The organism is Pseudoduganella flava, assembly GCF_007830495.1.
GTDB lineage: Bacteria > Pseudomonadota > Gammaproteobacteria > Burkholderiales > Burkholderiaceae_D > Rugamonas > Rugamonas flava.
In genome coordinates this window covers 141,646-166,050 of the sequence record NZ_VLKW01000009.1, presented here as the reverse complement: position 1 = coordinate 166,050, position 24,405 = coordinate 141,646, and the positions used below count along the sequence as shown (strand labels likewise).

19 protein-coding genes, 1 tRNA gene and 1 other RNA gene are annotated in these 24,405 nt (G+C 66.4%); 9 read left to right on the top strand and 12 right to left on the bottom strand.

What is annotated here, in order from left to right:
- Positions 1-163 precede the first annotated feature (163 nt).
- The 5 genes from IP92_RS21645 to IP92_RS21625 all read right to left on the bottom strand — a co-directional run bounded on the left by IP92_RS21645 (position 164) and on the right by IP92_RS21625 (position 5,805).
- A tRNA-Ser gene (locus IP92_RS21645) sits at positions 164-253 on the bottom strand.
- Positions 254-388: 135 nt separating this feature from the next.
- The gene (locus IP92_RS21640; protein ID WP_145879026.1) at positions 389-2,449 is read right to left on the bottom strand and encodes a putative bifunctional diguanylate cyclase/phosphodiesterase; all 2,061 of its coding nucleotides are present in this window, start codon (positions 2,447-2,449) and stop codon (positions 389-391) included.
- The gene (locus IP92_RS21635; RefSeq protein WP_145879024.1) at positions 2,446-3,612 is read right to left on the bottom strand and encodes an HDOD domain-containing protein; all 1,167 of its coding nucleotides are present in this window, start codon (positions 3,610-3,612) and stop codon (positions 2,446-2,448) included. Before IP92_RS21635 ends, IP92_RS21640 begins: the two co-directional genes overlap by 4 nt.
- A 217-nt stretch (positions 3,613-3,829) precedes the next feature.
- Positions 3,830-4,444 (bottom strand): response regulator, encoded by a 615-nt coding sequence (locus tag IP92_RS21630; RefSeq protein WP_145879022.1) that lies wholly within the window; start codon positions 4,442-4,444, stop codon positions 3,830-3,832.
- Positions 4,441-5,805, bottom strand: a complete 1,365-nt coding sequence (locus IP92_RS21625; protein WP_145879020.1) for a cache domain-containing protein — start codon at positions 5,803-5,805, stop codon at positions 4,441-4,443. Before IP92_RS21625 ends, IP92_RS21630 begins: the two co-directional genes overlap by 4 nt.
- Positions 5,806-5,965: 160 nt before the next feature.
- Here IP92_RS21625 and IP92_RS21620 point away from each other — a divergent pair, with 160 nt between their 5' ends.
- From IP92_RS21620 to IP92_RS21590, 7 genes are all read left to right on the top strand, one after another.
- Entirely contained in the window at positions 5,966-8,023 is a 2,058-nt protein-coding gene (locus tag IP92_RS21620) for a carbon starvation CstA family protein (RefSeq protein ID WP_145879018.1), read from the top strand.
- A 29-nt stretch (positions 8,024-8,052) separates the two neighbouring features.
- On the top strand, positions 8,053-8,253 hold the full coding sequence (locus IP92_RS21615; protein WP_112937846.1) for a YbdD/YjiX family protein: 201 nt from the start codon (positions 8,053-8,055) through the stop codon (positions 8,251-8,253).
- Between the two features lie 143 nt (positions 8,254-8,396).
- Positions 8,397-9,941, top strand: a complete 1,545-nt coding sequence (locus IP92_RS21610; RefSeq protein WP_145879016.1) for a CocE/NonD family hydrolase — start codon at positions 8,397-8,399, stop codon at positions 9,939-9,941.
- Positions 9,942-10,256: 315 nt separating this feature from the next.
- Positions 10,257-13,187 carry a response regulator gene (locus IP92_RS21605; RefSeq protein WP_145879014.1) on the top strand — a complete coding sequence of 977 codons (2,931 nt, stop codon included), beginning with the start codon at positions 10,257-10,259 and terminating at the stop codon, positions 13,185-13,187.
- A gap of 1 nt (position 13,188) precedes the next feature.
- Positions 13,189-15,336, top strand: coding sequence for a putative bifunctional diguanylate cyclase/phosphodiesterase (locus IP92_RS21600; RefSeq protein ID WP_145879011.1), 2,148 nt, complete (start codon positions 13,189-13,191; stop codon positions 15,334-15,336).
- Positions 15,333-15,653: a hypothetical protein gene (locus IP92_RS21595; protein ID WP_145879009.1), complete on the top strand. Its 321-nt coding sequence runs from the start codon at positions 15,333-15,335 to the stop codon at positions 15,651-15,653. Before IP92_RS21600 ends, IP92_RS21595 begins: the two co-directional genes overlap by 4 nt.
- A 38-nt stretch (positions 15,654-15,691) precedes the next feature.
- A complete protein-coding gene (locus IP92_RS21590) occupies positions 15,692-16,012 on the top strand; it encodes a hypothetical protein (protein WP_145879006.1) in 321 nt (106 codons plus the stop codon).
- A 68-nt stretch (positions 16,013-16,080) separates the two neighbouring features.
- On the opposite strand, the gene recR is transcribed toward IP92_RS21590, so the two are convergent.
- The 4 genes from recR to IP92_RS21570 form a co-directional block, all read right to left on the bottom strand.
- Positions 16,081-16,671: a recombination mediator RecR gene (gene recR, locus IP92_RS21585; RefSeq protein WP_145879003.1), complete on the bottom strand. Its 591-nt coding sequence runs from the start codon at positions 16,669-16,671 to the stop codon at positions 16,081-16,083.
- Positions 16,671-16,970, bottom strand: coding sequence for a YciI family protein (locus IP92_RS21580; protein WP_145879001.1), 300 nt, complete (start codon positions 16,968-16,970; stop codon positions 16,671-16,673). The genes recR and IP92_RS21580 overlap by 1 nt, the downstream gene beginning before the upstream one ends.
- Before the next feature lie 22 nt (positions 16,971-16,992).
- On the bottom strand, positions 16,993-17,319 hold the full coding sequence (locus IP92_RS21575; protein WP_112937853.1) for a YbaB/EbfC family nucleoid-associated protein: 327 nt from the start codon (positions 17,317-17,319) through the stop codon (positions 16,993-16,995).
- A gap of 76 nt (positions 17,320-17,395) precedes the next feature.
- Positions 17,396-19,669 carry a DNA polymerase III subunit gamma/tau gene (locus IP92_RS21570; RefSeq protein WP_145878998.1) on the bottom strand — a complete coding sequence of 758 codons (2,274 nt, stop codon included), beginning with the start codon at positions 19,667-19,669 and terminating at the stop codon, positions 17,396-17,398.
- A 98-nt stretch (positions 19,670-19,767) separates the two neighbouring features.
- Between IP92_RS21570 and IP92_RS21565 the strand changes: the two genes are divergently transcribed.
- Positions 19,768-20,445 (top strand): hypothetical protein, encoded by a 678-nt coding sequence (locus tag IP92_RS21565; RefSeq protein ID WP_145878996.1) that lies wholly within the window; start codon positions 19,768-19,770, stop codon positions 20,443-20,445.
- 147 nt (positions 20,446-20,592) lie between these two features.
- On the opposite strand, the gene ffs is transcribed toward IP92_RS21565, so the two are convergent.
- Positions 20,593-20,691: signal recognition particle sRNA small type (ffs, locus tag IP92_RS21560), an RNA gene on the bottom strand.
- A gap of 36 nt (positions 20,692-20,727) precedes the next feature.
- Positions 20,728-22,212 carry a 4-hydroxy-3-polyprenylbenzoate decarboxylase gene (ubiD, locus tag IP92_RS21555; protein ID WP_145878994.1) on the bottom strand — a complete coding sequence of 495 codons (1,485 nt, stop codon included), beginning with the start codon at positions 22,210-22,212 and terminating at the stop codon, positions 20,728-20,730.
- A gap of 473 nt (positions 22,213-22,685) precedes the next feature.
- On the opposite strand from ubiD, the gene IP92_RS21550 reads away from it, so the two are divergent.
- Complete coding sequence (locus tag IP92_RS21550) at positions 22,686-23,597, top strand: lytic transglycosylase domain-containing protein (RefSeq protein ID WP_145878993.1); 912 nt, start codon at positions 22,686-22,688, stop codon at positions 23,595-23,597.
- A 336-nt stretch (positions 23,598-23,933) separates the two neighbouring features.
- On the opposite strand, the gene nusB is transcribed toward IP92_RS21550, so the two are convergent.
- Positions 23,934-24,404, bottom strand: a complete 471-nt coding sequence (nusB, locus tag IP92_RS21545; RefSeq protein ID WP_145878990.1) for a transcription antitermination factor NusB — start codon at positions 24,402-24,404, stop codon at positions 23,934-23,936.
- Between the last annotated feature and the right edge of the window lies 1 nt (position 24,405).

Below are 24,405 nucleotides of genomic sequence, written 5' to 3'. Positions count from 1 at the left end.
TTTCCCGCACGCGGGAAACGACTCTCAACGACAAATGGGCGATTCGGAGAGGGCTGCGCTTGCAAGCGCAGCCCTTCGAATCTCACCCGGGGAAGCGCGCAGGCGCTTCCCCTGCTTCCGCCCGAAAATAAAAAAGACCGCCAAGGCGGTCTTTTTTATTTCCTGGCGGAAGCGGTGAGATTCGAACTCACGAGCGGGTTCCCCCGCCGGCAGTTTTCAAGACTGCTGCCTTCAACCACTCGGCCACGCTTCCTTCTGTCACACGCGCTCGGACGAGCGCACGTCGTGAAGTGCCCCGCATTATACAGAAATCACCACTCACCACCAAAGCTAGGGCAAGTGCGGGCGCCAGAACACCGAACCTGTCGATGCGCGGACTGGTCGCAAGTCACGCCGTCGCCGCCCTCGCCCACCCCTTCTCCTGCAACGCCCTTTCAAACTCCCCCGGCGGCAACGGCCGCGAGAACAGATACCCCTGCACCTCGTCACACCCGGTCCGCTTCAGGAACGCCATCTGCTCGACGGTCTCCACGCCCTCGGCGATCACCTTGTGCTTCAACTGCTGGGCGATGCTGATGATCGTGCTGGCGATCGCGCAGTCGTTGGCGTCGCCCGGGATGCCGGTCGTGAACGAGCGGTCGATCTTCAGCGTGTCGATCGGGAAGCGCTTCAGGTACGACAGGCTCGAATAGCCCGTGCCGAAATCGTCCAGCGACAACGTCACGCCCAGCGCCGCGATGCGGTCCATGATACCGATCACCCGCTCGATGTTGTGCATCAGCGTGCTCTCGGTGATCTCCAGCTCCAGCCACGCGGGTTCCAGGTCGTAGCGCCGCAACGTGTCCTGCACGCGGGCCGGCAGCGCCGGCGTGAATTCGCGGGCGGACACGTTGACGGCCAGCCGGATCGGCCGCAGCCCGGCGCGCTTCCAGACCTGCGCCTGCGCGCACACGGCTTCCAGCACCCATTCGCCCACCTGCACGACGAGGCCCGTCGCTTCGGCCAGCGGGATGAACTCGGCCGGCGGGACCAGGCCCCGCTCGGGGTGCTTCCACCGCACCAGCGCCTCGGCGCCGATGATGTGGCCGTCCTCGATCGAGAACTTGGGCTGGTAGTGCAGCATCAGCTGGCCGCTGCCCAGCGCGTGGCGCAGGCCCGATTCGATGCGCATGCGCTCGTGCATGCCCTGATTCATGTCCTCGCTGTAGAACGCCACGCCGTCCGCTTCCACGCCCTGCTTGGCGCGGTACATCGCGATGTCGGCCTGGCGCAGCAGGGTCTCGGCGTCGGTGCCGTCCTGCGGGTAGACGGAGATGCCGATCGCCGCGCCCACGCGCAGGTCGTGGCCGTCGATCAGGAACGGTTCGGACAGCGCCGCCATCAGCTTCTGCGCCACCATGCTGGCCTCGAAGTGCTGCGAGATCTCGAACAGCGCGACGGCGAATTCGTCGCCGCCCAGCCGCGCCACCACGTCCTGCTCGCGCAGCGCCATGCGGAAGCGCCGCGCCACTTCGCGCAGCAGCTGGTCGCCAGCTTGCCGGCCCAGCGTGTCGTTGATCAGCTTGAAGCGGTTCAGGTCGACGAACAGCACGCAACCGTGCTGCTTGTTGCGCTGCGCGACCGTCAGTGCCTGGTCCAGCAGTTTGGTCAGCAGCGTGCGGTTCGACAGGTTCGTCAGCGCGTCGTAATACGCCAGGTGGTGGATGCGTTCTTCCGCTTCCTTGCGCTCCGTGATGTCGGTCAGATAGGCGATCAGGCCGATCGAGCGGTTGTCGATATCGCACAGCGGCGACAGCGACAGGCTGGCCCAGAACACCTCGCCCGACTTCTTCTTGCGCCGCACTTCCATCAGCCGCCCGCCCTGCTCCACGAACGGGTCGTGGAAGCTAGTGTCCTCGTCGTCGTACAGGAACAGGATGTTGCGGCCGACCGCTTCCATCGCCGTGTAGCCGAACAGGCGCTCGGCGCCCTTGTTCCAGCTGGTGATGAAGCCGTTCGGGTCCATCGTGACGACGGATTCGTGGATGTGGTCGAGGATCTGCGCCTGGTGCTGCAGCTGCGCTTCCACCTGCGCGTACGCATGCGTCGTGCGCTGCGCCAGCGTATGCACCTGCAGCACGCTGCCCGCCAGGCTGGCGAGGCTCGCGAGGTGCTGCCGTTCGACGGCGCCATAGCCGGCGCGGCCCGCCACCTCGAAGCGGCCGAAGTGGCGGCCGTCGAACACCACCTCCTGCGCCAGCGCGTGCGGCGGCGCCGGCTCGGCGGCGGTGTCGCCGGCCGGCACATAGCGGGCCCACGGGCTGTGCGTGACATCGGCGGCGATGCGGCCCAGTTCCGCCGTCAGTGCCGCGCCGCGCAGGCGCAGGACCGCGTCGCACAACGCGGCGCTGCTGGCGATGAAGTCCGAGACGGGATGCGCAAGCTGCGCGGGCACGGGGTGCTTCGTCATCGCAGGTTCCTGCCCACCTGGATCGCCCACTGCCAGCCTTGCAACTGGCCCTGCCAGAACTGCTCGTGCGTCAGCCCGGCCGCGGCCACGCGCGCCGGATCGGGCACCGGTTGTTCGACGAGGGCGAGCAGTTCGCCCAGCGGGCCGCTACGCTCGAGCAGCGCGGCGACGACGTCCATGTCGAGCCGCAGGGCGGCGACGATGTCCGCCATCGGCATCCCCAGCAGCACGTCCAGCAGCGCGAACACGCCGGTGACGAACGCCAGGTCCTGCCGTTCACGTCCGCCGCCCTGCAGCCGGCACAGCGCCTCCATCTGCGAGGCGCGCTGCGCGGCCTGCGGCAGCAATGGGTCCTGCGGCCCGTCCGGCTGCGGGCGGGCATACAGCAGCAGTTGCAGCCAGCGCTGTAGCTGGCGCCGGCCCAGCACATTGATCGCCTGGCCGAAATGGTGGACCGGCGTGGCCAGTCCAAACGCCGCCGAGTTGACGACCTTCAGCAGGTGGTACGACAGCGCCGGGTCTTGCTTGAGCACCGCTTCCAGTTCGCGCGAATCGGCGTCCTCGGCGAGCAGCGCCAGCAACGCCAGCAGGCGCTTGCGCGACGTGCCGTCGCCGGCCGCCGGGCCGCGCCAGCGCGCAGGGTCGCCGCTGAACCAATGAAAACCGGCCGCGCGGCAAACGGCATGATGCTCGACGTCGGCAATGCCGTATGCCCAATGCGGGCCGTTCATCGTCAGCAACGCCCACTCGGGCGGAAGTTGCGGGAGCACCGCCGACATGTCGCGCGCGAGGCCGGAAATGCCGGACTCGATCTGCGCGAAGCCCGCCGTACCATCGGCCTGCAGGCGGTAGCCCTGCCCGGCCAGCGCCGCGCAATGCTTGCGCGTGGCGGCGTCCTCGAGGGCGTCCACCGGGATGCGGAACACGGTGTTCGATGGGGGCAGCAACGGCAGGTGCTCGGGTCGGACGCGCAGCGGATCGGCCAGTGTCACGATCCGGTCGAGCGGCGCGAGCGCGCCGCTGCCCGGGTAGCCGCACAGCGCGAGCGCCGTGTCGTACGCATCCATCGTCGGATGCGGCCGCAGCGCAACGGCAACCAACTCATGCTGGGCATCGGCTACGGCCTCCAGTCCCGCCAGGGGGAACAGGTCATGTGCAGGCATCTGACTCTCGGTGTGGTGGTGCGCGCATGGTATTGCATGTATTAACAGACGGCAACCCTACTGCGCAGGGCAACACACCGAAGCTGTTACAACGAAGAAATTTCAAAAAGGCAAAAGATGCACTGTGGAATATATCAGAAATCCCCGGCATCAAAGGGTGCGCACGATAGAGTGTGGCGCCATTGACAAAGCGTGTTCGATTTGAACAACAGCCTCTTTACAAGCCGCGCGCGTGCTGCACTGCGAACTTGATCAGTTCCGCCTGCCCTTCAATGCCCAGCTTGCGCTTGATGTTCAGCCGGTGCGTCTCCACGGTGCGCACGGAAAGATCCAGTTCGCGGGCGATCCGCTTGTTCGATTCGCCGTTGGCGATGTGGCGCAGCACCTCGTGCTCGCGCGCCGTCAGCTCGTCCTGCGACACGGGTTTCGCGAGCTGCTGGGCCAGCGCGGCGCTGTAGTAGATCCCGCCGGACATCACGGTTTCGATCGCCACGACGATGTCCTTGCCCGGCGCATCCTTCAGCACGTAGCCGCGGGCGCCCGCCTGCATCGCCTGCGCCACGTATTCCTGCTTGTCGTGCATCGACAGGATCAGCACCGCGATGCGCGGGAACTGGTCGCGGAACGCGGCCGTCGCCTCGATGCCGTTGGTGCCGCGCATATTGATGTCCATGAGGACGAGGTCCGGCGCATGCGTGCGCGCCGCCTCCAGCGCCTCGGCCGCGCTGCCCGCCTCCGCCACCACTTCGAATGCCGGCACGGCCTCCAGCCGCGCGCGCAAGCCGTCGCGCACCAGCGGATGGTCGTCCACCAACAGTATCCTGATCGTCATGCCGACTCCTCTTCCGGCGCGATGGCCCGCACCACCGTGCCGGCCGGCGACGACACCAGCTCCAGCCGGCCGCCGATCGCTTCCATTCTTTCCATCATATTGCGCAGGCCGATGCCCCGCTTCGGGTGCTGGGCGATGCCGGCCGTATCGAAACCGACGCCGTCGTCGCTGATCTCCAGCGTCACGCGCTCTTCGTCGCCGGTCAGCGCGATCGCGATCGTGCGCGCGCCGGCGTGGCGCTCGATGTTCGTCAGCGCTTCCTGGGCGATGCGGAACAGCACCGTGTTCGCCACGTCCGGCAGGCGGTCCGTGCACCCCTCGGCGGCGAAGCTTACCGGCATGCCGCTGTTCTGCTCGAACTCCTCGGCCAGATGCGCCAGCGCGGCGGCCAGGCCGATATCGTCCAGCATCGCGGGGCGCAGGTTGTGCGAGATGCGGCGCACTTCGCCCAGCACCTTGTTCAACTGCCCGGCCGTGTGCTCGAACACGGCCAGTGCTTTGGCCTGCTGCGGCTCCGGACCGGAGAGCCGCTCGATGCCCGCCTCGATCTGCAGCTTGATCGACACGAGCCACTGGCTGATACCGTCGTGCAGGTCGCGCGACAGCCGCGCCCTCTCCTCTTCCTGCGACTCGACCACGCGCTGCGCCAGCGCCTTCAGCTTCGCATCGGCGACGCGCGACTCGCTGATGTTCAGCGCCAGGCCCGAAAAGCCGACGGCCAGCGCCGACAGGATCGCGATCAGCGTGATCCACAACATCGTGTTCTGGATATTGCCGCGCTGTTGCGCATCGATGCGCGCCAGCGCGCGATCGACGTCGTCCAGGTAGATGCCGGTGCCCATCATCCACCCCCAGCGCTCCATCGGGATCACGTAGCCCAGCTTTTCCACTTCCTGGTGGGTGGACGGCTTGACCCAATAATAGCGTTCCAGCCCGCCCCCTTCGCGGGCCCGGGCCAGCAGGCGCTGGATCGTCGGGTTGCCGGCGCCGTCGCGCATGGCGAGCAGGTTACGGCCCACGAGTTCCGGCTGGCGCGGATGCATCACGCTGTTGCCCCGCATGTCGTAGACGAAGAAGTAGCCGTCGTCGCCGAAACTGAGGGAGCCGAGGATGCGCTTGGCCTCGTCCAGGGTCGCCGCATCGCTGCGGCCGGACCCGTACAGGTGCGCCACCGAATGCTGCGCCAGCGCCACGTAGTGTTTCAGCTCGGCCTCCTTGCTGGCCAGGTAGGCCTGCTCGATGGCGGCCTTCTGCTGCGTGGCCAGCAGCGCGGACTGGTGCCACACGGCGAGCGCGATCGCGCACAGGGCGAGGATCAGCGGCGTGATCGCCAGGAAGATGACTTTTTGCCGGAGCTTCATGGCGCGATTGTACGTTGCGCGCCGCTTCCAGCTTCTACGTAATACTACGCAGGCAGTCTGCGTAGTGGTGCGCTTGCCGCAGTTATACGGCTCATGAATACTCTCCATAAGCCGCGCGTGGCACGACAACGGCGCGACGTGGCACCACCTTGGAGGAAACATGAACCCCGTTTTGAAGAAACTCGGCTGGGCAGCGCTGTCGCTGGCCGGCGCAGGCGCATTGGGCGTCGTTGCGCTGAAACGCGGCGAACCGATCAGCGCCATCTGGATCGTGATCGCCGCGGTCTGCGTCTACCTGATCGCGTACCGCTTCTACAGCCTGTACATCGCGCGCGACGTGATGGGCCTGGACCCGCGCCGCATGACGCCGGCGTACAAGCACAACGACGGTCTCGATTACGTCCCCACCAACAAGAACGTGCTGTTCGGCCACCACTTCGCGGCGATCGCCGGCGCCGGTCCGCTGGTCGGCCCCGTGCTGGCCGCGCAGATGGGCTACCTGCCCGGCATGCTGTGGATCCTGGCGGGCGTGGTGTTCGCCGGCGCCGTACAGGACTTCATGGTGCTGTTCATCTCGATGCGCCGTGACGGCCGCTCGCTCGGTGACCTGATCAAGTCGGAACTGGGCCCGATCCCCGGCAATATCGCGCTGCTCGGCACCTTCATGATCATGGTGATCATCCTGGCCGTGCTGGCGCTGATCGTCGTGAAGGCGCTCACCGGTTCGCCGTGGGGCACGTTCACCGTGATGGCGACGATCCCGATCGCGATCTTCATGGGCCTGTACTCGCGCTTCTTCCGCATCGGCCGCGTCGGCGAGGTGTCGATCATCGGCTTCGTGCTGCTGATGGCCGCCATCTTTGGCGGCCAGTACGTGCAGGAGAACGCGGCGCTGGCGCCGATGTTCACGTTCACCGGCACCGAGCTGACGTGGATGCTGATCGGCTACGGGTTCATCGCCTCCGTGCTGCCCGTGTGGCTGCTGCTGGCGCCGCGCGACTACCTGTCCACGTTCCTGAAGATCGGCACGATCGTCGGCCTGGCGCTGGGCATCGTGATCGTGGCACCGATGCTGCAGATGCCGTCGCTGACGAAGTTCATCGACGGCACCGGCCCGGTCTGGACCGGCAGCCTGTTCCCGTTCCTGTTCATCACGATCGCGTGCGGTGCCGTCTCCGGCTTCCACGCGCTGATCTCGTCCGGCACGACGCCGAAGATGATCGAAAATGAAATGCATGCCCGCTTCATCGGCTACGGCGCGATGCTGATGGAATCGTTCGTGGCGATCATGGCGCTGGTGGCCGCGTCGACGATCGAACCGGGCATCTACTTCGCAATGAACAGCCCGGCGGCGCTGATCGGCACGACGGCCGAATCGGCCGCGCACGCCGTGTCGCAGTGGGGCTTCCACGTGACGCCCGAGATGCTGACGCAGACGGCGAAGGACGTCGGCGAGCACACGATCATTTCGCGTGCCGGTGGCGCCCCGACGCTGGCGGTGGGCATGGCGCACATCCTGTCCAACGTCATCGGCGGCAAGGCGATGATGGCGTTCTGGTACCACTTCGCCATCCTGTTCGAGGCGCTGTTCATCCTGACCGCCGTCGATGCGGGCACGCGGGCCGGCCGCTTCATGCTGCAGGACTTGCTGGGCGCATTTGCGCCGTCCCTGAAGCGTACCGAGAACACGTTCGCCAGCCTGCTGGCCACGGGCCTGTGCGTGGCGGCGTGGGGCTACTTCCTGTACCAGGGCGTGGTCGACCCGCTGGGCGGCATCAACACGTTGTGGCCGCTGTTCGGCATCGCCAACCAGATGCTGGCCGGTATCGCGCTGATCCTGGCGACGTGCGTGCTGTTCAAGATGAAGCGGGCCCGCTATGCGTGGGTGACGATCGTGCCGACGATCTGGCTGCTGATGTGCACCTTGCTGGCGGGCTGGCAGAAGATCTACGATCCGAATCCGAAGATCGGCTTCCTGGCCCACGCCGACAAGTACGCGGCCGCACTGGCCAAGGGCGAGGTGCTGGCGCCGGCCAAGTCGATCGACCAGATGCAGCAGGTGATCTTCAACGACTACCTGGATGCGTCGCTGGCCGGCTTCTTCATGGTCGTCGTGCTGGCAGTGCTGGTGTTCGGCGTGCGCACCGCGCTGCGCGCCAACGCCGCTGCGAAGCCGACGCACAACGAAACCCCGGTGCAGCTGATGCCGGCGCAGTAATCCGCGCAGTCATTATTGGAGAACGCGACATGTTCGACGAAATCGTCAAGGCCGGCCGCTACCTCGGCCAGAGCATGCGGCTGATGGTGGGCCTGCCGGAGTACGACACCTACGTGGCGCACTGCGAGGCCAACCATCCGGACCAGCCGATCATGAGCTACGAAGAGTTCTTCAAGGAGCGCCAGGAAGCCCGCTACGGCGGCGCCGGCAAGCGCGGCGGCTGCTGCTGACGCGGCGTCGCGATGCATCCACGGGACGGCCCGGTTGCGCAAGCGGCCGGGCCGTTTTGTCATCGTGACAGCGCGTGACAATCGGAGAGATTCCGCGGCCATGGCGGCTTTTATAATGATTTTTTCAACTCATCCGCGCCGCCATGCCACGTCTGCTGATCGCCCTGCTGTTCTGTGTCGCCACCGCCGCCGAGGCGGCCACCTCCCTGATCCCTGGCCAGGGTTCCTTCCCTGTGGGGCTGAAAGTCGTGCGGCAGTATGACCAGGCGCGCGTGTACAAGACCCGGGTTTCGCTCGTCACCGGCAAGCCGACGGTCGGCGAGCGCGCCAGGCCGATGCAGATGCTGGTGTGGTATCCGGCCGCGCGCAGCGAACGGCCGGTGACGCTGCGCGAGTACGTGGCGACCGGTGCCACCGAGGATACGTTCGACATGCCACCGGCCGAGATACGCCGGCTGACGGCGCAGCGGCTGCAGCAGATGGGCGCCGCGGCGCCCGCGCAACCGGAGCTGGCGCAACCGATGCTGGCGACGCTCGACGCGCCGGCGCGAGACGGTAAATACCCCGTCATCGTCTACGCGCCCAGCTTCAGCGCGCCCGCATCGGAAAACGCGGACCTGTGCGAATACCTCGCCAGTCACGGCTACGTCGTGCTGGCCAGCGCGTCGCAAGGCGCGCGCACGCGGTCGATGACGGAAGACGTCGAAGGCCTCGAATCGCAGGTGGCCGACATCGGCTACCTGATCGCCCATGCGGCCACGCTGCCGCAGGCCGACATTGGCCGCATCGCCGCGATGGGCTTCAGCTGGGGTGGCCTGGCGAACGTGCTGGCCGCCGCGCGCGACGACCGCATCAAGGCGCTCATCAGCCTGGACGGGTCGGTGCGCTACTATCCGCAGATGGTCGATGGCGGCAAGACCGCCGTGCCGTACGTGACGCCGGCGCGGCTGCCGGTGCCGCTGCTGTTCGTCGGCAGCGCGCCTCATACGATCGAGGCGCTGAACCGGCGCGGCAACAGCACGGCCTACAGCTTGCTGAACCAGATGACGTTCTCGGACGTGCTGGTGGCAACGATGCATCCGATGCGGCACAGCGACTTCGCGGCGACCGGCGTCCGCCTGGCCCCGGACAGCGCCTTCCGCGAATACAACCGCGACGAGGTGCGCGGCGCGTACGGCTGGATGGCGCGCTACGTCCTCGGCTTCCTCGACGCCCATCTGAAAAACGACGCGCAGGCACGCGCCTTCCTCGCCAACCAGCCGGTCGCGAACGGCGCGCCGAAGCACACGATCTCGCTCGACGCCCGCCCCGGTAGCGGCGCCCCACCGACGCGCGAGAACTTCGCCAGCCAGCTGGCCGAACGGGGCTTCGACAAGGCGTTCGACATCTACAACACGATGCAAGCCCGGGGCGCAACGTTCAAGCTGCGTTCGAGCGATATCAACAGCTGGGGCTACGAGCTGCTGAGCGCCGGCCTGCTGGCCGAGTCGGTCGCGATCTTCGAATTCGGCACGCGCCTGCTGCCGACCGACGCCAATCTGTACGACAGCCTCGGCGAAGCGCAGGCAGCCGCCGGCAAACGTGAAGACGCGGTGCGCAGCTACCGCCGCTCGCTGGAACTGGACCCGAACAACCACAACGCGGTCGACCGGCTGAAAACGCTGGAAAGCAAGCTCTCCGCCCGCTGACGGCAACTATTTCCAAAATTCGGGGACTGTCCCTCGATTTTGGCAACACTTCGTCGAATGTTTTGCCAACGGCCGAGCCGCCGAACGAACGCTGGCGACGAAATCAGTCGCAAGAATTTGCGCCGGTTTGTTGCCAAAATCGAGGGACAGTCCCCATGCAATTTGCAACGCTTTTGTTGTGTGGGCGCGACGGGCGGCGGGCGTTGTGCTTTCCTCACTGAACAAGTTTACGACTGGAAAGCTAGATAAAGATCAAAGTGTCGGGGTTCTGAACAGTTAGAGTTTTCCGGATGGAATCCTTTAACGGCGGCGGACATGATTAACTTCGAACGTTCGGGCCTCTCCAGGAAACTGACCATCATCTCCGTGCTGTCGACCGGCAGCGCGCTGCTGCTGGTCTTTGCCGCTTTCGCCCTGACCTCCATCCTGTCCCACACGGACAACCAGGCCAAGCAGGTCACGTCGCTGGCGGACGTCATCGGCGTCAACAGCGTCGCGCCACTGCTGTTCGCCGACCGCGTGACCGCGACGCAGGCCCTGGCCGCGCTGGCGGTGCAGGACGACATCACGCAGGCCGTGCTGTACGACCGCAACGGCAAGCCGTTCGCCACCTATCCGGCGCGCGGCGACGATTCCGTACCGGCGCTCGGTACCGCCGCGATGACGCAGCTGGCGAGCACCGAGTCGGCGCCGCGCACGCTCCACCCGTTCGCGTCCGCCATGCGCGTGCTGCGCCCCGTGCACGCCGCCGGCCACCTGATCGGGGCGGTGATGATCGAGGTGAGCCAGGGACCGATGTGGCTCGGCATCCTGAAAAGCCTGGGCATCACGACGGCCGCCACCGCCGTGTCGTTCGTCGTCGCGCTGGTGCTGGCCGGGCGCTTCAAGGGCAGCATCGCGCACCCGATCGAAGAACTGATCGCGGCCGCGCAGCGGGTGTCGACGAGCCAGACCTACGGCCAGGTGCAGCACCAGCGCAGCGACGAACTGGGCACGCTGATCGACAGCTTCAACGACATGCTGGCGCAGATCGAGCACCGCGACACCAAGCTGGCCCAGTACCGCGACCAGCTCGAGCGGCAGGTCAGCGTGCGCACCGAGCAGCTGGAGAAGGCGAAGAACGCGGCCGAGGCGGCGAGCCAGGCGAAGAGCGCGTTCCTGGCCAATATGAGCCACGAGATCCGCACGCCGATGAACGGCGTGCTGGGCATGACGGAGCTGCTGCTGGCGACCGACCTGACGGAACAGCAGCGCCACTACACCAGCATGGTCAAGCGCTCCGGCGAGCACCTGCTGATCATCATCAACGACATCCTCGATTTCTCGAAAGTGGAAGCGGGCAAGCTGACGGTCGAGTACATCCACTTCAACTTCCGCGAACTGCTCGACGACATCGACTACGTGTTCTCGCCACAGGCGCAGGTGAAAGGGCTGGACCTGGACTTCGCCATCGCGCACGACATCCCGGTGGCCGTCGTCGGCGATCCGAACCGGCTGCGCCAGGTGATCGTCAACCTGCTCGGCAACGCGATCAAGTTCACCGACACGGGCCGCATCATGGTGAAGGTGAACGTCACCAGCGAAGATGCCCAGGCGGTCGGCCTGCGCGTCGAGGTGCACGACACGGGGGTCGGCGTATCGCGCGAGGCGCGCGGCCGCATCTTCGACTCGTTCTCGCAGGCGGACGGCTCCACCACGCGCAAGCACGGCGGCACGGGCCTGGGCCTGGCGATCTCGAAGCAGCTGGTGGAGCTGATGGGCGGCACGATCGGCGTCGAGAATGCGCTGACGCGCGGCTCGGTCTTCTGGTTCACGGTGCGCTTCGACAAGCGCCGCGTCGATGCCGACGAAGCGTCGTTCAACCAGAAAACGACGAAGGGCTTGCGTGCCCTCGTCGTCGACCCGCACGAGGACAGCCGCACCACGCTGGAAGGCTTGCTGGCGCGCTGGCACCTGAAGTGCGACAGCGCGACGACGGCCGACGAAGGCCTGCGCCTGCTGCGCGCCGCCCTCGCCTGCGGCCAGCCGTACGACGTGGCGCTGCTGGACATGGAACTGCCGCAGATCAGCGGCCTGTCGCTGGCCGCCGAGATCAAGGCGGACCCCGCGCTGGCGCCGGTGCGCCTGCTGCTGCTGTCGACCGAACGCAACGCGGCCGACACGGTGCAGCGGCGCGAGGCCGGCGTCGCCTTCCAGCTGATCAAGCCGGCCCGCGAGAGCGACTTGTACGACTGCATCGTCACGCCGCTGCGCGCCAGCGAAGGGGTGCGCACCGCGGCCGCGCCGCCGCCGCATTTTTTACAGGCGCCGCTGATCCCGGCCATGCAGGTACTGCAACCGCCGCAGCCCGTGCCCCGCGCACCGGCGCGGCGGCGCCACAAGGTGCTGCTGGCGGAAGACAATCCGGTGAATGTCGAAGTGGCGTCGGCAATGCTCGAAGGGCTGGGCCTGGAGGTGGCCCGCGCCTGCAATGGCGAAGAAGCGCTGGCCGCCGTGAAGGCGGCCGAATTCGATGCCGTGCTGATGGATTGCCAGATGCCCGTGATGGACGGCATGGCCGCCACCGCCGAGATCCGCCGCCACGAACAGCAGCAAGGCCGGGCGCGCCAGCTGCCGATCATCGCGATCACGGCCAATGCACTGCAAGGCGACCGCGAGACGTGCCTGGCGGCCGGCATGGACGACTACCTGTCGAAGCCGTTCACGCAGACGTCGCTCTCCGAGACGCTGGCGCGCTGGATCGCACTGCCGCGCGCCGCGACCGTGCATCATGGCGACGTGCCGGCGCCCCCGGCTCCGGCGCAGGCACAAGCACCCGCAGCGGCACCGGCAGCAGCACCGGCGGCACCCACACCGGCGCGCCCCAAGCCGGCAGCACCGGCGCCGCTGGACGGCTCCATCAACCGCCACGCCCTCGACGCGATCCGCGCGCTCAGCGCCGACCGCGGCGAGGCGCTCTTGCAGCGCGTGATCAACGCCTTCGTCGACGACACGCCGCAGCACCTCAAATCGCTGGGCGACGCGATCGCCACGGGCAACACGTCAACGATGCGCAAGGCCGCACACACGTTGAAGTCCTCCAGTGCCAACGTCGGCGCCGACACGCTGGCCCAGCTGTGCAAGGACCTCGAGCAACTGGGCCGCAACGACACCACCAGTGGCGCCCCTGTCCTGCTGACGGCGATGGAACAGGAATTTTCGGCGGTGAAGGGCACCCTGGCCGCCATGTTCGTCAAGGAGACCTAGAATGGCAGCACTGACCTCCTCTCAACGCGGTACGGTGCTGGTGGCGGACGACGATCCGGTCATGCGCCTCCTGATGCTGGAAATGCTCGCGCAGGTCGGGCTCGACGCCGTCGAGGCCGGGGACGGAGAGGAGGCGCTGGCCGTCTTCGACCGCATCGCGCCCGACCTCGTGCTGCTCGACGTGGAGATGCCGCGGCTGGACGGCTTCGGCGTATGCCGGGCCATCCGCGCCCGCGAGCAGGAGCGCAGCCATGGGCACGGCCATGCGGCCGGGGTACCGATCATCATGGTCACCGGCGGCGACGACCTGGAAGCCGTCACGCAAGCCTATGAGGTCGGCGCGACGGACTTCGTGTCGAAGCCGATCAACTGGCCGATCCTCGGGCACCGCGTGCTGTACGTGCTGCGCGCCAGCGACGCGATCGCGCGGCTGCGCATCGCCGATGCGCACAACCGCGCCGTGCTGGCGGCGATCCCCGACACGTTCTTCCGCCTCTCCCCCGACGGCTACTACCTCGACTACGAGGAAGGCCACGACCCGGGCGCCGCGTTCACCGAGCAGCACTGCGTGGGGCGGCACGTGCGCGACGTGCTGCCGCACCCGATCGCCGATCGCCTGCTGGAGCAGCTGCACGGCGTGCTGGAGTCGCAGACGATCCGTTCGGTCGACTACGAACTGCGGCGCGACGAGGCTGTGCATCATTTCGAAGCGCGCCTCGTCAGCACGGGCGCCGGCGAGGTGCTCGGCCTGGTGCGCGACATCAGCGAACGCAAACGCACCGAGGAGCAGATCCGCCGGCTCGCCTACTGCGACAGCCTGACGGGCATCCCGAACCGCCAGGCGTTCCTGGAAATGCTCGAGCGCGAACTGGTGCGCTCGCGCCAGCACGGCCGCAAGTTCGCGATTCTGTTCATGGACCTCGATTCGTTCAAGCGCATCAACGACACGCTGGGCCACAACGTCGGCGACCTGCTGCTGAAAGTCGTGTCGGAGAGGCTGCACGAAACGATCCGGCCGGGCGACGTCGTGTCGCACGGCGTCCAGGAAGAACGCCGCGGCAACAACCTGGCGCGCCTGGGCGGCGACGAATTCACGATCCTGATTCCGGACCTGGACCGCGTGGAGGATGCGCTGAACGTCGCCCACCGCGTCAAGGATGCGATGCGCCGGCCGTTCCACCTGGACGGCCACGAGATCTTCGTCACGGCCAGCATCGGCATCTCGCTGTTCCCCGAGGATGGCGACGACTGCACCTCGCTGCTGAAATACGCGGACACCGCGATGTACCACGCGAAGAACTGCGGCAAGAACAACGCGAAGCTGTACAGCTCCGGGCTGACCACGCAGATCATGAGCCACGTGAAGCTGGAAGTCGGCCTGCGCCGCGCGCTGCAGAACGACGAGCTGTACCTGCAATACCAGCCGCAGGTGGACGTGCGCAGCACCCGCCTCGTGGGCGTCGAAGCGCTGGTGCGCTGGCGCCATCCGGAGCACGGCATCATACCGCCGAACGACTTCATCCCGCTGGCCGAGGAAACGGGCCTGATCGTGCCGATCGGCGCATGGGTGCTGCGTACCGCGTGCGGGCAGGCGCGCGCCTGGCACCAGCAATGCGGCCGCGCCGTGCGCGTGGCGGTGAACCTGTCGGCACGCCAGTTCAAGGACGAGAACCTGGCGCAGACGGTGCTCTCGGTGCTGAACGACACGGGCCTCGACCCGCGCCTGCTGGAACTGGAGCTGACGGAGGGCACGCTGATGGACGACGCGCTGGCCACGCTGGCTACGTTGGAGCAATTGCGCGCGATCGGCGTCTACCTGTCGATCGACGACTTCGGCACCGGCTACTCGTCGATGAACTACCTGAAGCGCTTCGACGTGCGCGCGCTGAAGATCGACAAGAGCTTCATCAGCGGCCTGCCGCAGGACTCCGAGAATGCCGCGATCACCCGCGCGATCATCGCGATGGCGCACGGGCTGAAGATGGCCGTTGTGGCGGAAGGCGTCGAGACGGACGAGCAGCTCGCGCTGCTGGAGCAGTACGGCTGCGACATGGCGCAGGGCTACCTGCTGGGCCGCCCGTCGGCGCAGGAAGCGATTGCGCAGATGCTGCAAGGCGCGCTGGCCGCCGATGCGCGGGCCCTGCCGTGAACAGCGCACGCCGCCATGGCGTTCACCTGTACCGGGCTGTCCGGCCGGCCGAGCTCGCGGATAGCTATCGCCACGGGTGCTTGCGCAATCCACCGGGCATTATTTTGAAATATTTCACCCTGTCATGGTTGGAGGCGATCCGCTATGCCGATATGGCGCAAACCGCGTTCGAGGATGGGCCGTATACGATCGTTTGCGTGCGAGTTGGTGTAGATTACCCTACTGAGGCGGAAGTGGTCGTGGACCGCGGCATCCGCGCCGTGCTGCTCACCACGGCTCAGCTGGACCGACTGGTTCCGGAAATTCCATCCCATTGACTTACTCTTTTGACTTACTTCATCAACCGGAGAACACGATGAAGCCCGATGCATTGATCAAGGTGCGCTTCCGCACCCAGCGCGAAGGGGGCCGCGACCAGCCCGTCCCCGGTCCGTCGTTCAGCTGCCCGCTGGTCATCGACGGCGAAGCGTTCGACTGCCGCCTGCAACACGGCAAAGGGGAGCTGGCGCTCGGTCAGTGGCACGACGTGAAGGTGAAGTTCCTCGATCGCGCCAACGTCGCGCGCAAGCTGTCGGCCGGCACCAAGTTCAAGCTATGGGAAGGCAAGGACGTGGCCGAGGGGATCGTGCTGGACGTGTACGACGCACCGGTGCAGGCCACCACGCCGCAGGCGTGATTCACGTACCGCACCGCAGGCGTGATGCATACGGCATGATACAGACGACGTGATGCAGACGGCGTAATTCAGGTACTGCGCCGGTCCAGCATCGCGCGGGCGATCGTGCCCGCGTCGACGTATTCCAGCTCGCCGCCCACCGGCACGCCGCGCGCCAGTCGGCTTACCTGCAGGCCGCGCGCCTTCAACATCTCGCTGATGTAGTGCGCCGTCGCCTCGCCCTCGTTGGTGAAGTTCGTCGCCAGCACGACTTCAGCCACCACGCCATCGGCGGCGCGGGCCAGCAGCTTTTCCAGGTGGATGTCCTTCGGGCCGATGCCGTCCAGCGGCGACAGGCGGCCCATCAGCACGAAATACAGGCCCTTGTAGGTCAGGGTCTGCTCGATCATCATCTGGTCGGCCGGCGTCTCGACGACGCACAGCAGGCGCCGGTCGCGCGCCTCGTCGGCGCACATCTCGCACACCTCGGCCTCGGTGAAGGTATTGCACAGCGCGCAGTGGTGCACCGACTCGACGGCCTGGTACAACGCGCGCGACAGCATCGCCGCGCCCTCTCGGTCGTGCTGCAGCAGGTGGAACGCCATCCGCTGCGCGGACTTCGGGCCCACGCCGGGCAGCCGGCGCAACGCCTCCGTGAGGAATTCGAGCGCTTTCGCCATCAGGGCTGGTGGTCGGGCAGGTACGCTTCCAGGCCGTCAGCCGCCATCGTCGGCACGAACTCCGTGATCGCATAGCTGGCCGCGCCGGCCTGCTTGAACGGATCGAGCTCGATGACGGCTTCCACGTCGGCGCGGCTGTCCGCATGCGCGATGATGATGCCGCCGGTGCGCGGCACCATGCGGCCGGACATCACGAACATGCCGTTCGCGTACTGCTCGCGCAGGAACGCGCGATGGGCGGCGAGGAGCTTGTCGATCTCCTCGTTCGGCTTCAGGTACGTCAGCGTGACGATGAACACGGCGTGTCCCGCGGGTAGTCCGTCAGAACGGCATCTTGAAGCCGGCCGGCAGGTTCATGCCCGCCGTCAGGCCGCTCATCTTCTCGGCGGCGGTCGCCTCGGCCTTGCGCACGGCGTCGTTGAACGCGGCGGCGACCAGGTCTTCCAGCATGTCCTTGTCGTCGGCCAGCAGCGACGGGTCGATCGACACGCGCTTGACGTCGTTCTTGCAGGTCATCACGACCTTGACGAGGCCGGCCCCGGACTGGCCTTCCACCTCGATCAACGCCAGCGACTCCTGCGCCTTCTTCATATTGTCTTGCATTGCTTGCGCCTGTTTCATCAGGCCGGCGAGCTGGTTCTTCATCATGATGTGTTTCTCCGTATTGGTTGAAATGGCTTATTGGGGCTCAGTAATCGGCTTAATTCGCGGCTCAATTCGCGGCTCAATGCGCCGGCGTCATCGGCGCGACGATCGAGCCGGGCACGACGAAGGCGCCGAACTCGCGCACCATCGCCTGGACGAACGGGTCGTTGTGCACCGTGTCTTCGGCCTGGCGCTGGCACGCCTCGCGGTGAGCCTGCTGCTCGGCCGCGGTGGTGTACCACACGGGGCCCAGCTCCGTCTCGACCCGCGCGGGGCGGTTGAAACGCTCGGACAGCGCGGCCGTCAGCTTCTCGACGTTGGCGGGCGTGCGCCACGTGTCGATCGGGCAGCGCAGGCGGAACAACGCCGCGTTGCCGTCCATCTGGCAGTCGATCAGCTCGGCCTGCGTGGCCAGTTGCTGCGCCACGCCGCGCAGCGGCAGGTGTGCCGCCAGCAGCGGCCAGTTGCCGTCCCAGTCCAGTTCCGCGACGGGCGTGATCACATAGGCATAGGGTGCCTTGGCGGGCGCCGGCTGGCGTGCCGGGGCGGCGGCAGGCTGTTGCGGCGCTTCGGCGCGTGCGTGTGCCGTCTGCCCCTGCTGGCCCTGAGCGGGCTGGGTGCCCGGTGCCGCGACGGCGCTGTCGTCGGAAAACTCGGTGACCCACGGCGGCAGGTCGTCTTCTTCCTGCGGCGGCGGCGCCTGGCGCACCTGCGGCTGCACGACGGGGGGCGCTTCCAGCACGGCCGCTTCGGCATGGCCGGCAGCCGGCGCTTCTTCCCATGGCGCCGGCTTGGCCTGCGCAACGGCCGGCGGCGCGGCCTGCGCCGTGGCTGCGGGAGCGCCGCCATCGGCCGGGCCCGGACGCGGCATCGGCGGGCGCGCACCGGTGCGCGCGGCCGCGGCCGCGCGGGCCGCTTCGAGCGCCGCGTTGATCGCTGCCCGCGCCGGGCTCACCGGGCCGGATGGACGGGGCGCGGCGGGTGCCGGCTGTGCCGCTGCCGGCATCTGGACGGGTGCCGCCGGGGCGGGCGCCGGTGCCGGCGACGGGGCCTGCGGCGCGGCTGGCTGCGGGGCCGGCTGGGCAATTTGCGGAGGTTGCGGCGCCGGCTGGGATGCCGTTGCCGGCACCATGGCTGATGCGGCGGCCGCGGCGGCCGGACGGGCGGCCGCCATCGCGGCACGGGCCGGCGCGGCACCCGGCGCCGGGCGGGCGTTTACGGAACCGCCACCGGGCGCCCCTTCGGCGCCGCCGACGCCGGGGCGAAAGGCCAGCATCCGCAGCAGCGTCATCGAGAAGCCCGCATATTCGTCAGGCGCGAGACCCAGTTCGTTGCGGCCATGCACGGCGATCTGGTAATACAGCTGCACCTCTTCCGCATCGAACACGCCGGCCAGGCGGACGATGTCCGCATATTCCGGCAGGTCTTCCGGCACGGCCGCCGGCACCGTCTGCGCCAGCGCGATCCGGTGCAGCAAGGTGCCCAGGTCCTGCAGCGCGCCGTTGTACGACAGGCTGCGGCTGGCCATCTCGTCCGCCACGGCCATCAGGTCGGCGCCATCCTTGTTCGCCAGCGCGTCGAGCAGGCGGATCAGGTAGGACTGGTCCAGCGCGCCCAGCATGCCTTGCACGGCATCGAGCGTGACGGCGCCGGCCGCATAGGCGATCGCCTGGTCCGTCAGCGACAGCGCGTCGCGCATCGAACCGTGGGCGCCTTGCGCCAGCAGGCGCAGCGCCGGCTGCTCGAACGTGACGCCTTCCTGGCCGAGGATGTTTTCCAGGTGGCCGACGATATGCCCCGGCGGCATCTGCTTCAGGTTGAACTGCAGGCAGCGCGACAGCACGGTGACGGGGATCTTTTGCGGGTCCGTCGTCGCCAGGATGAACTTCACGTGTTCGGGCGGCTCTTCCAGCGTCTTGAGCATCGCGTTGAACGCGTGGTTCGTCAGCATGTGCACCTCGTCGATCATGTAGACCTTGAAGCGCGCATTGGTCGGGGCGTAGACCGCCTGCTCGAGCAGCTGGGCCATCTCGTCCACGCCGCGGTTCGACGCCGCATCCATCTCTATATAGTCGACGAAGCGGCCGCCATCGATCGCCGTGCACGCCTCGCACACGCCGCAGGGCGTGGCGGTGATGCCGCCGTTGCCGTCCGGGCCCGTGCAGTTGAGCGATTTGGCGAGGATCCGCGACAGCGTGGTCTTGCCCACCCCGCGCGTGCCGGTGAACAGATAGGCGTGGTGCAGCCGGCCGGTACCGAGCGCATGCGTCAGGGCACGGACGACGTGCTCCTGGCCGACCAGCGTTTCAAAGTTCCGGGGACGGTATTTGCGAGCGAGGACTTGATAGGACATGACAGGATTTTACCGCAGACGAGCCCACGTGAGGTCAACAATAGCCTTGCAGCATCAGTTCGCTTACACTGGGATTTTTCTTTTTAATAACTATACCAATGAAGACTGCCCTCCCTTTGCTGTCGCTGTTGTCACTGCTCGCGCTGCAAGGCATGGCCCTCGCCGAGACCGAACGCGAGTGGGTGCCTTACAAGAAGCTCGTCGACGTCAGCCGGCTGGACAAGTTCTACGCCCTGCCCGCCGCCGAGCGCGACAAGCTGGACATGTATGTGCACCTGACGCCGTCCAGCAAGGACGTCGACGTGCGCACTGTGCAGCTGACGGCCGTGCACAGCGGCGGCCGCACGGCGCTGCCGGTCGACGGCGAAGGCAATCTGCGCGTCGGGCTGAACCCGAAATGGCTGGCCGAGGACGTGAAAATCATGACGAACCAGCCGAAGGAGTCCAAAGTGGCGGTGTCGCCCGGCATGAACGCCATCGTCCCGCCCGGCAAGGAGTGGCAGTACGCGGCACTGATGGGCAGCGTGGCCCAGTCGAACGCCGCGATCGGCAAGATGGCGGGCGCGCTGTCGATGTTCGCGCCAACGGTGCGCTCCGTCGTCCTGAAATTCGACCAGCCGGCCCAGGTGACGATCCAGGCCAAGGCCGGCACCAAACAGTATATGACGGATGCGAAACAGCAGATCCGCCTGAAGCCGGATGCGGCGCTGCTGGCGGAGAACCCGGCGATGACGGTGTCGGTCCGGCCCCGCGAGGCGGAGCTGGACAGCGAATGAGCCAGCCCATCGCCGCCCTGCTCCCGTAGGTGAGTGGCCCAGCTCGTGTCCCTCTGGGGTCAGACCCCAGAGGGACACAGGCTGAGCCGTTATAGCGATCGATTCGCCCATAAAAAAAGCTGCCCGAGGCAGCTTTTCTTGGAATGAGGAGGCGAGCCTGATCTGCGGCACTTGCGGTGAACGGCTTTGGCTGCTTCGTTCCCGACCTGACCAGGTAAACCATGCCACAATGCGCAGGGGCCCGCCAGACGTCATTATACCCCGTCCCACGAAAAAGGGCGACTACAGTCCCAGCTGCTGCCAGATGTCGTCCACCTTGCGCTTCACCTCCGGCGTCATGGCGATCGTCGTGCCCCACTCGCGCGTCGTCTCGCCCGGCCATTTATTGGTGGCGTCGATACCCATCTTGCTGCCCAGGCCGCTGATCGGCGACGCGAAGTCGAGGTAGTCGATCGGCGTGTTGTCGACCAGCGTCGTGTCGCGGGTGGGGTCCACGCGCGTCGTGATCGCCCAGATCACTTCCTTCCAGTCGCGGATGTCGACGTCCTCGTCGACGACGACGATGAACTTGGTATACATGAACTGGCGCAGGAAGCTCCATACGCCGAACATCACCCGCTTCGCGTGGCCCGCATACTGCTTGCGGATCTGCACCACGGCCATCCGATAGCTGCACCCTTCCGGCGGCAGGTAGAAGTCCGTGATCTCGGTGAACTGCTTCTGCAGCAGCGGCACGAACACCTCGTTCAGCGCCAGCCCCAGCACGGCCGGCTCGTCGGGCGGCTTGCCTGTATAAGTGGAGTGGTAGATCGGATCGCGCCGCATCGTGATGCGGTCGATCGTGAAGACGGGGAACCAGTCCTGCTCATTGTAATAGCCGGTGTGGTCGCCATACGGCCCCTCCAGCGCGTGCTCGTAGCCGGACGGGTGGTTCTCGTCCGGATAGATGTGGCCTTCCAGCACGATCTCGGCCGATGCCGGCACGCGCAGCTCGCTGCCGATCGCCTTCACCAGCTCGGTACGGCTGCCGCGCAGCAACCCGGCGAACTGGTATTCGGACAGCGTGTCCGGCACCGGCGTCACGGCGCCCAGGATCGTGGCGGGGTCGGCACCCAGCGCGACGGCGACCGGGTAAGGCTGCCCTGGATTGCGGATGCAGTGCTCGCGGAAGTCCAGCGCGCCGCCCCGGTGCGCCAGCCAGCGCATGATGACCTTGTTCCGGGCGAGCACCTGCTGGCGGTAGATGCCCAGGTTCTGGCGCTTCTTGTTCGGGCCCTTCGTGATGACGAGGCCCCACGTGATCAGCGGCGCCACGTCGCCCGGCCAGCAATGCTGGATCGGCAGGCGCCCCAGATCCACGTCATTGCCTTCCCAGACGATCTCCTGGCACGGCGCGCCGCGCAGCTCCTTCGGCGCCATGTCCCACACGGCCTTGACGAGGGAGCCCATGTCCATGATGTCCTTGAAACCCTTCGGCGGTTCCGGCTCCTTCAGCCGCGCCAGCACGTGGCCGATGCGGCGCAATTCACTGACGTCCTGCGCACCCATGCCGAGCGCCACCCGGCGCGGCGTGCCGAACAGATTGCCCAGCACGGGCATGTCGAAACCTGTAGGATTTTGAAACAGCAGAGCTGGCCCGCCGGCCCGTAACGTGCGGTCGCACACCTCCGTCATCTCCAGATGTGGCGAAACAGGCAACGAAATCGTCTTCAATTCGCCATTTTTTTGCAACTGGGCAATAAAATCCCTTAGATCTGAATATTTCATACAATTTTTACGTTTTTTTCTGTTTGGACGCCGGGCGTGAAGTCATCCGGACAAGTTGTTGATTCTATTGGTTTTTGCCAATGCCTGCGCGACAACACCATATCCAAAAGTTATAAAGAAGCGATTCGTTAGTATTGACGTGATATAAAACGGCTTCTACAATTCGTCCTACTTGAAGAGGACATGGCAAAAATGCCAACTTACATTGTCACTCATTCATTCACGGAGTCGGGGCTCCACATAACATTTTAAGGAGTGTTTCTCAAGGCGTCTGCCTTACCTCCCCGAATAAAGTTGTATTGCGACTGATCAACAAGCAGATCAGCTCTGGCAAGCAATGAAGGCGATCCGCAAGCGCGCTTCCCGGCGGCGGCGGACGATAAACAAATCTGATGCACGGCAATTGCACAGCTACGGTGCCACGCGTTCGCGCGCGGTGTGGGCATGCTTTTACGGACATTGCAGGGAGTTCTATGATTACACGTTTCACTGGGTTGGCCTTTGCCGCCCGCTCGCTGGCCTCCGGACCAGTCGCGCGCTTCGGCGCGCAGCGCATCACCTTGCGCAGCATCTTTACCACTGCACAGCACGCTTTCACGATCTTCGGCGTTACCGCCATTGTCACCATCGCCGTCCTGTGGGCCCGTCCCGACCTGGCACGCGCGGTGTCCAAATCGCTGGCTGAAGAGCCGGCCCAACTGCCACCCGTCGCTACCGTCACGGCGCCGCCGCTGCACGAGCTGATGGAAGCCCCGTCCGTCACGGCCGACAGCAAGCCCCTCACCGCCGCCGAGGAAAAGGCGCTGCTGGGCACCCGCAAGCAGCAGCAATGGGTGACGGACTGGCTGTCCAAGCGCTACCGCGTGGCCAACGACGCGGCCAACATGCTGGTCTCCACCGCCTACATGACGGCTCGCGAGATCAAGCTGGACCCGCTCCTGATCCTCGCCGTGATGGCGATCGAATCCGGCCTGAACCCGTTCGCGGAAAGCCCGATGGGCGCGCAGGGCCTGATGCAGGTGATGTCGAAGGTCCACCACGACAAATTCCAGGAGATGGGCGGCGTCCAGGCCGCGCTGAACCCGGTGGCCAACATCCGCGTCGGCTCGCTGATCCTGAAGGATTACGTGACGCGCGGCGGCTCCGTCGAAGCGGGCCTGAAAACCTATGTCGGCGCCGCCGCCTTCGAGACGGACGACGGCTACGGCTCGCGCGTGCTGGCCGAATACCGCCGCCTGAAGCAGGTCTCCGCCGGCAAGAAGGTGCCGACGTTCACGCCGCCGGCGCCCCCCGCCCCGGCCACCGTGACCGCCAGCGCGAAGCCGCAGCCGGAAACGGCCAAGCAGGCCGAAGACCCGAACCACGACCAGCTGGCCGGCCTGTAACCCACCACCGCTTGCCAGAGTCCGAGCCACCCTTGCGGTGGCTTTTTTATTGCCTGAAAAACCGATCCGAATGGCTCAGTCTGTGTCCCCTGGTGCCAGGCACGAGGGGACATTGCTGCCGAGGCTGTGTCCTTTAGTGCCTGGCACCAGGGGACACGAGCACAGCAGCACTCAGGAGTATGCGCTCCCTTGCCGCTGCCGCACTTGTCAAGGGACAGTCGCCGGTTGTCATGCAATGTTTCCCAAAAATGGGATCTGTCCGCTTCGGCGGGCTGCCCATATTCAGGCAACAAAAAAGCCACCCGGAGGTGGCTTCGCAGCGACTATCTAGAGATATCAGCGCTTCTTGTCCGCCGCGACCTCGTCGGCGCGCAGCTTCGGGGCCAGCTTGTCCAGCACGCCGTTGACGTACTTGTGGCCGTCGATGCCGCCGAACGACTTGGTCAGCTCGACCGCCTCGTTGATGACGACGCGGTACGGGATTTCCGGGTGGTTCTTCAGCTCGTACGCGCCCAGCAGCAGCACGGCGTGTTCGATCGGCGACAGCTCAGAAATGCCGCGGTCGACCAGCGGGGCGAACGCTTCGCGCAACTCGATCGATTGCTCGATCGTGCCGTACAGCAGCGCCGCGAAGAAGTCGCCGTCCGCCTTGTCGAAGCCGTGGGCGGCGCGGATGTTGTTCACCACCGTCTTCGCCGGTTCATTGTTCAGCAGCCATTGATACAGGCCCTGCAGCGCGAACTCGCGGGCGCGGTGGCGCGGGGTGCGGTTCTTGCTGGGGTTGGCGTGCACGGTTTTGTCATTCATC

Excerpts from the sequence above, each read along its gene's own strand:
- IP92_RS21605 (WP_145879014.1), top strand. The coding sequence starts at position 10,257 with ATGATTAACTTCGAACGTTCGGGCCTCTCCAGGAAACTGACCATCATC.
- ubiD (WP_145878994.1), bottom strand. The coding sequence starts at position 22,212 with ATGAAATATTCAGATCTAAGGGATTTTATTGCCCAGTTGCAAAAAAAT.
- IP92_RS21565 (WP_145878996.1), top strand. The coding sequence starts at position 19,768 with ATGAAGACTGCCCTCCCTTTGCTGTCGCTGTTGTCACTGCTCGCGCTG.
- IP92_RS21590 (WP_145879006.1), top strand. The coding sequence starts at position 15,692 with ATGAAGCCCGATGCATTGATCAAGGTGCGCTTCCGCACCCAGCGCGAA.
- IP92_RS21620 (WP_145879018.1), top strand. The coding sequence starts at position 5,966 with ATGAACCCCGTTTTGAAGAAACTCGGCTGGGCAGCGCTGTCGCTGGCC.
- IP92_RS21600 (WP_145879011.1), top strand. The coding sequence starts at position 13,189 with ATGGCAGCACTGACCTCCTCTCAACGCGGTACGGTGCTGGTGGCGGAC.
- recR (WP_145879003.1), bottom strand. The coding sequence starts at position 16,671 with ATGGCGAAAGCGCTCGAATTCCTCACGGAGGCGTTGCGCCGGCTGCCC.
- IP92_RS21570 (WP_145878998.1), bottom strand. The coding sequence starts at position 19,669 with ATGTCCTATCAAGTCCTCGCTCGCAAATACCGTCCCCGGAACTTTGAA.
- IP92_RS21610 (WP_145879016.1), top strand. The coding sequence starts at position 8,397 with ATGCCACGTCTGCTGATCGCCCTGCTGTTCTGTGTCGCCACCGCCGCC.
- IP92_RS21575 (WP_112937853.1), bottom strand. The coding sequence starts at position 17,319 with ATGATGAAGAACCAGCTCGCCGGCCTGATGAAACAGGCGCAAGCAATG.
- IP92_RS21630 (WP_145879022.1), bottom strand. The coding sequence starts at position 4,444 with ATGACGATCAGGATACTGTTGGTGGACGACCATCCGCTGGTGCGCGAC.
- nusB (WP_145878990.1), bottom strand. The coding sequence starts at position 24,404 with ATGAATGACAAAACCGTGCACGCCAACCCCAGCAAGAACCGCACCCCG.
- IP92_RS21615 (WP_112937846.1), top strand. The coding sequence starts at position 8,053 with ATGTTCGACGAAATCGTCAAGGCCGGCCGCTACCTCGGCCAGAGCATG.
- IP92_RS21640 (WP_145879026.1), bottom strand. The coding sequence starts at position 2,449 with ATGACGAAGCACCCCGTGCCCGCGCAGCTTGCGCATCCCGTCTCGGAC.
- IP92_RS21635 (WP_145879024.1), bottom strand. The coding sequence starts at position 3,612 with ATGCCTGCACATGACCTGTTCCCCCTGGCGGGACTGGAGGCCGTAGCC.
- IP92_RS21550 (WP_145878993.1), top strand. The coding sequence starts at position 22,686 with ATGATTACACGTTTCACTGGGTTGGCCTTTGCCGCCCGCTCGCTGGCC.
- IP92_RS21625 (WP_145879020.1), bottom strand. The coding sequence starts at position 5,805 with ATGAAGCTCCGGCAAAAAGTCATCTTCCTGGCGATCACGCCGCTGATC.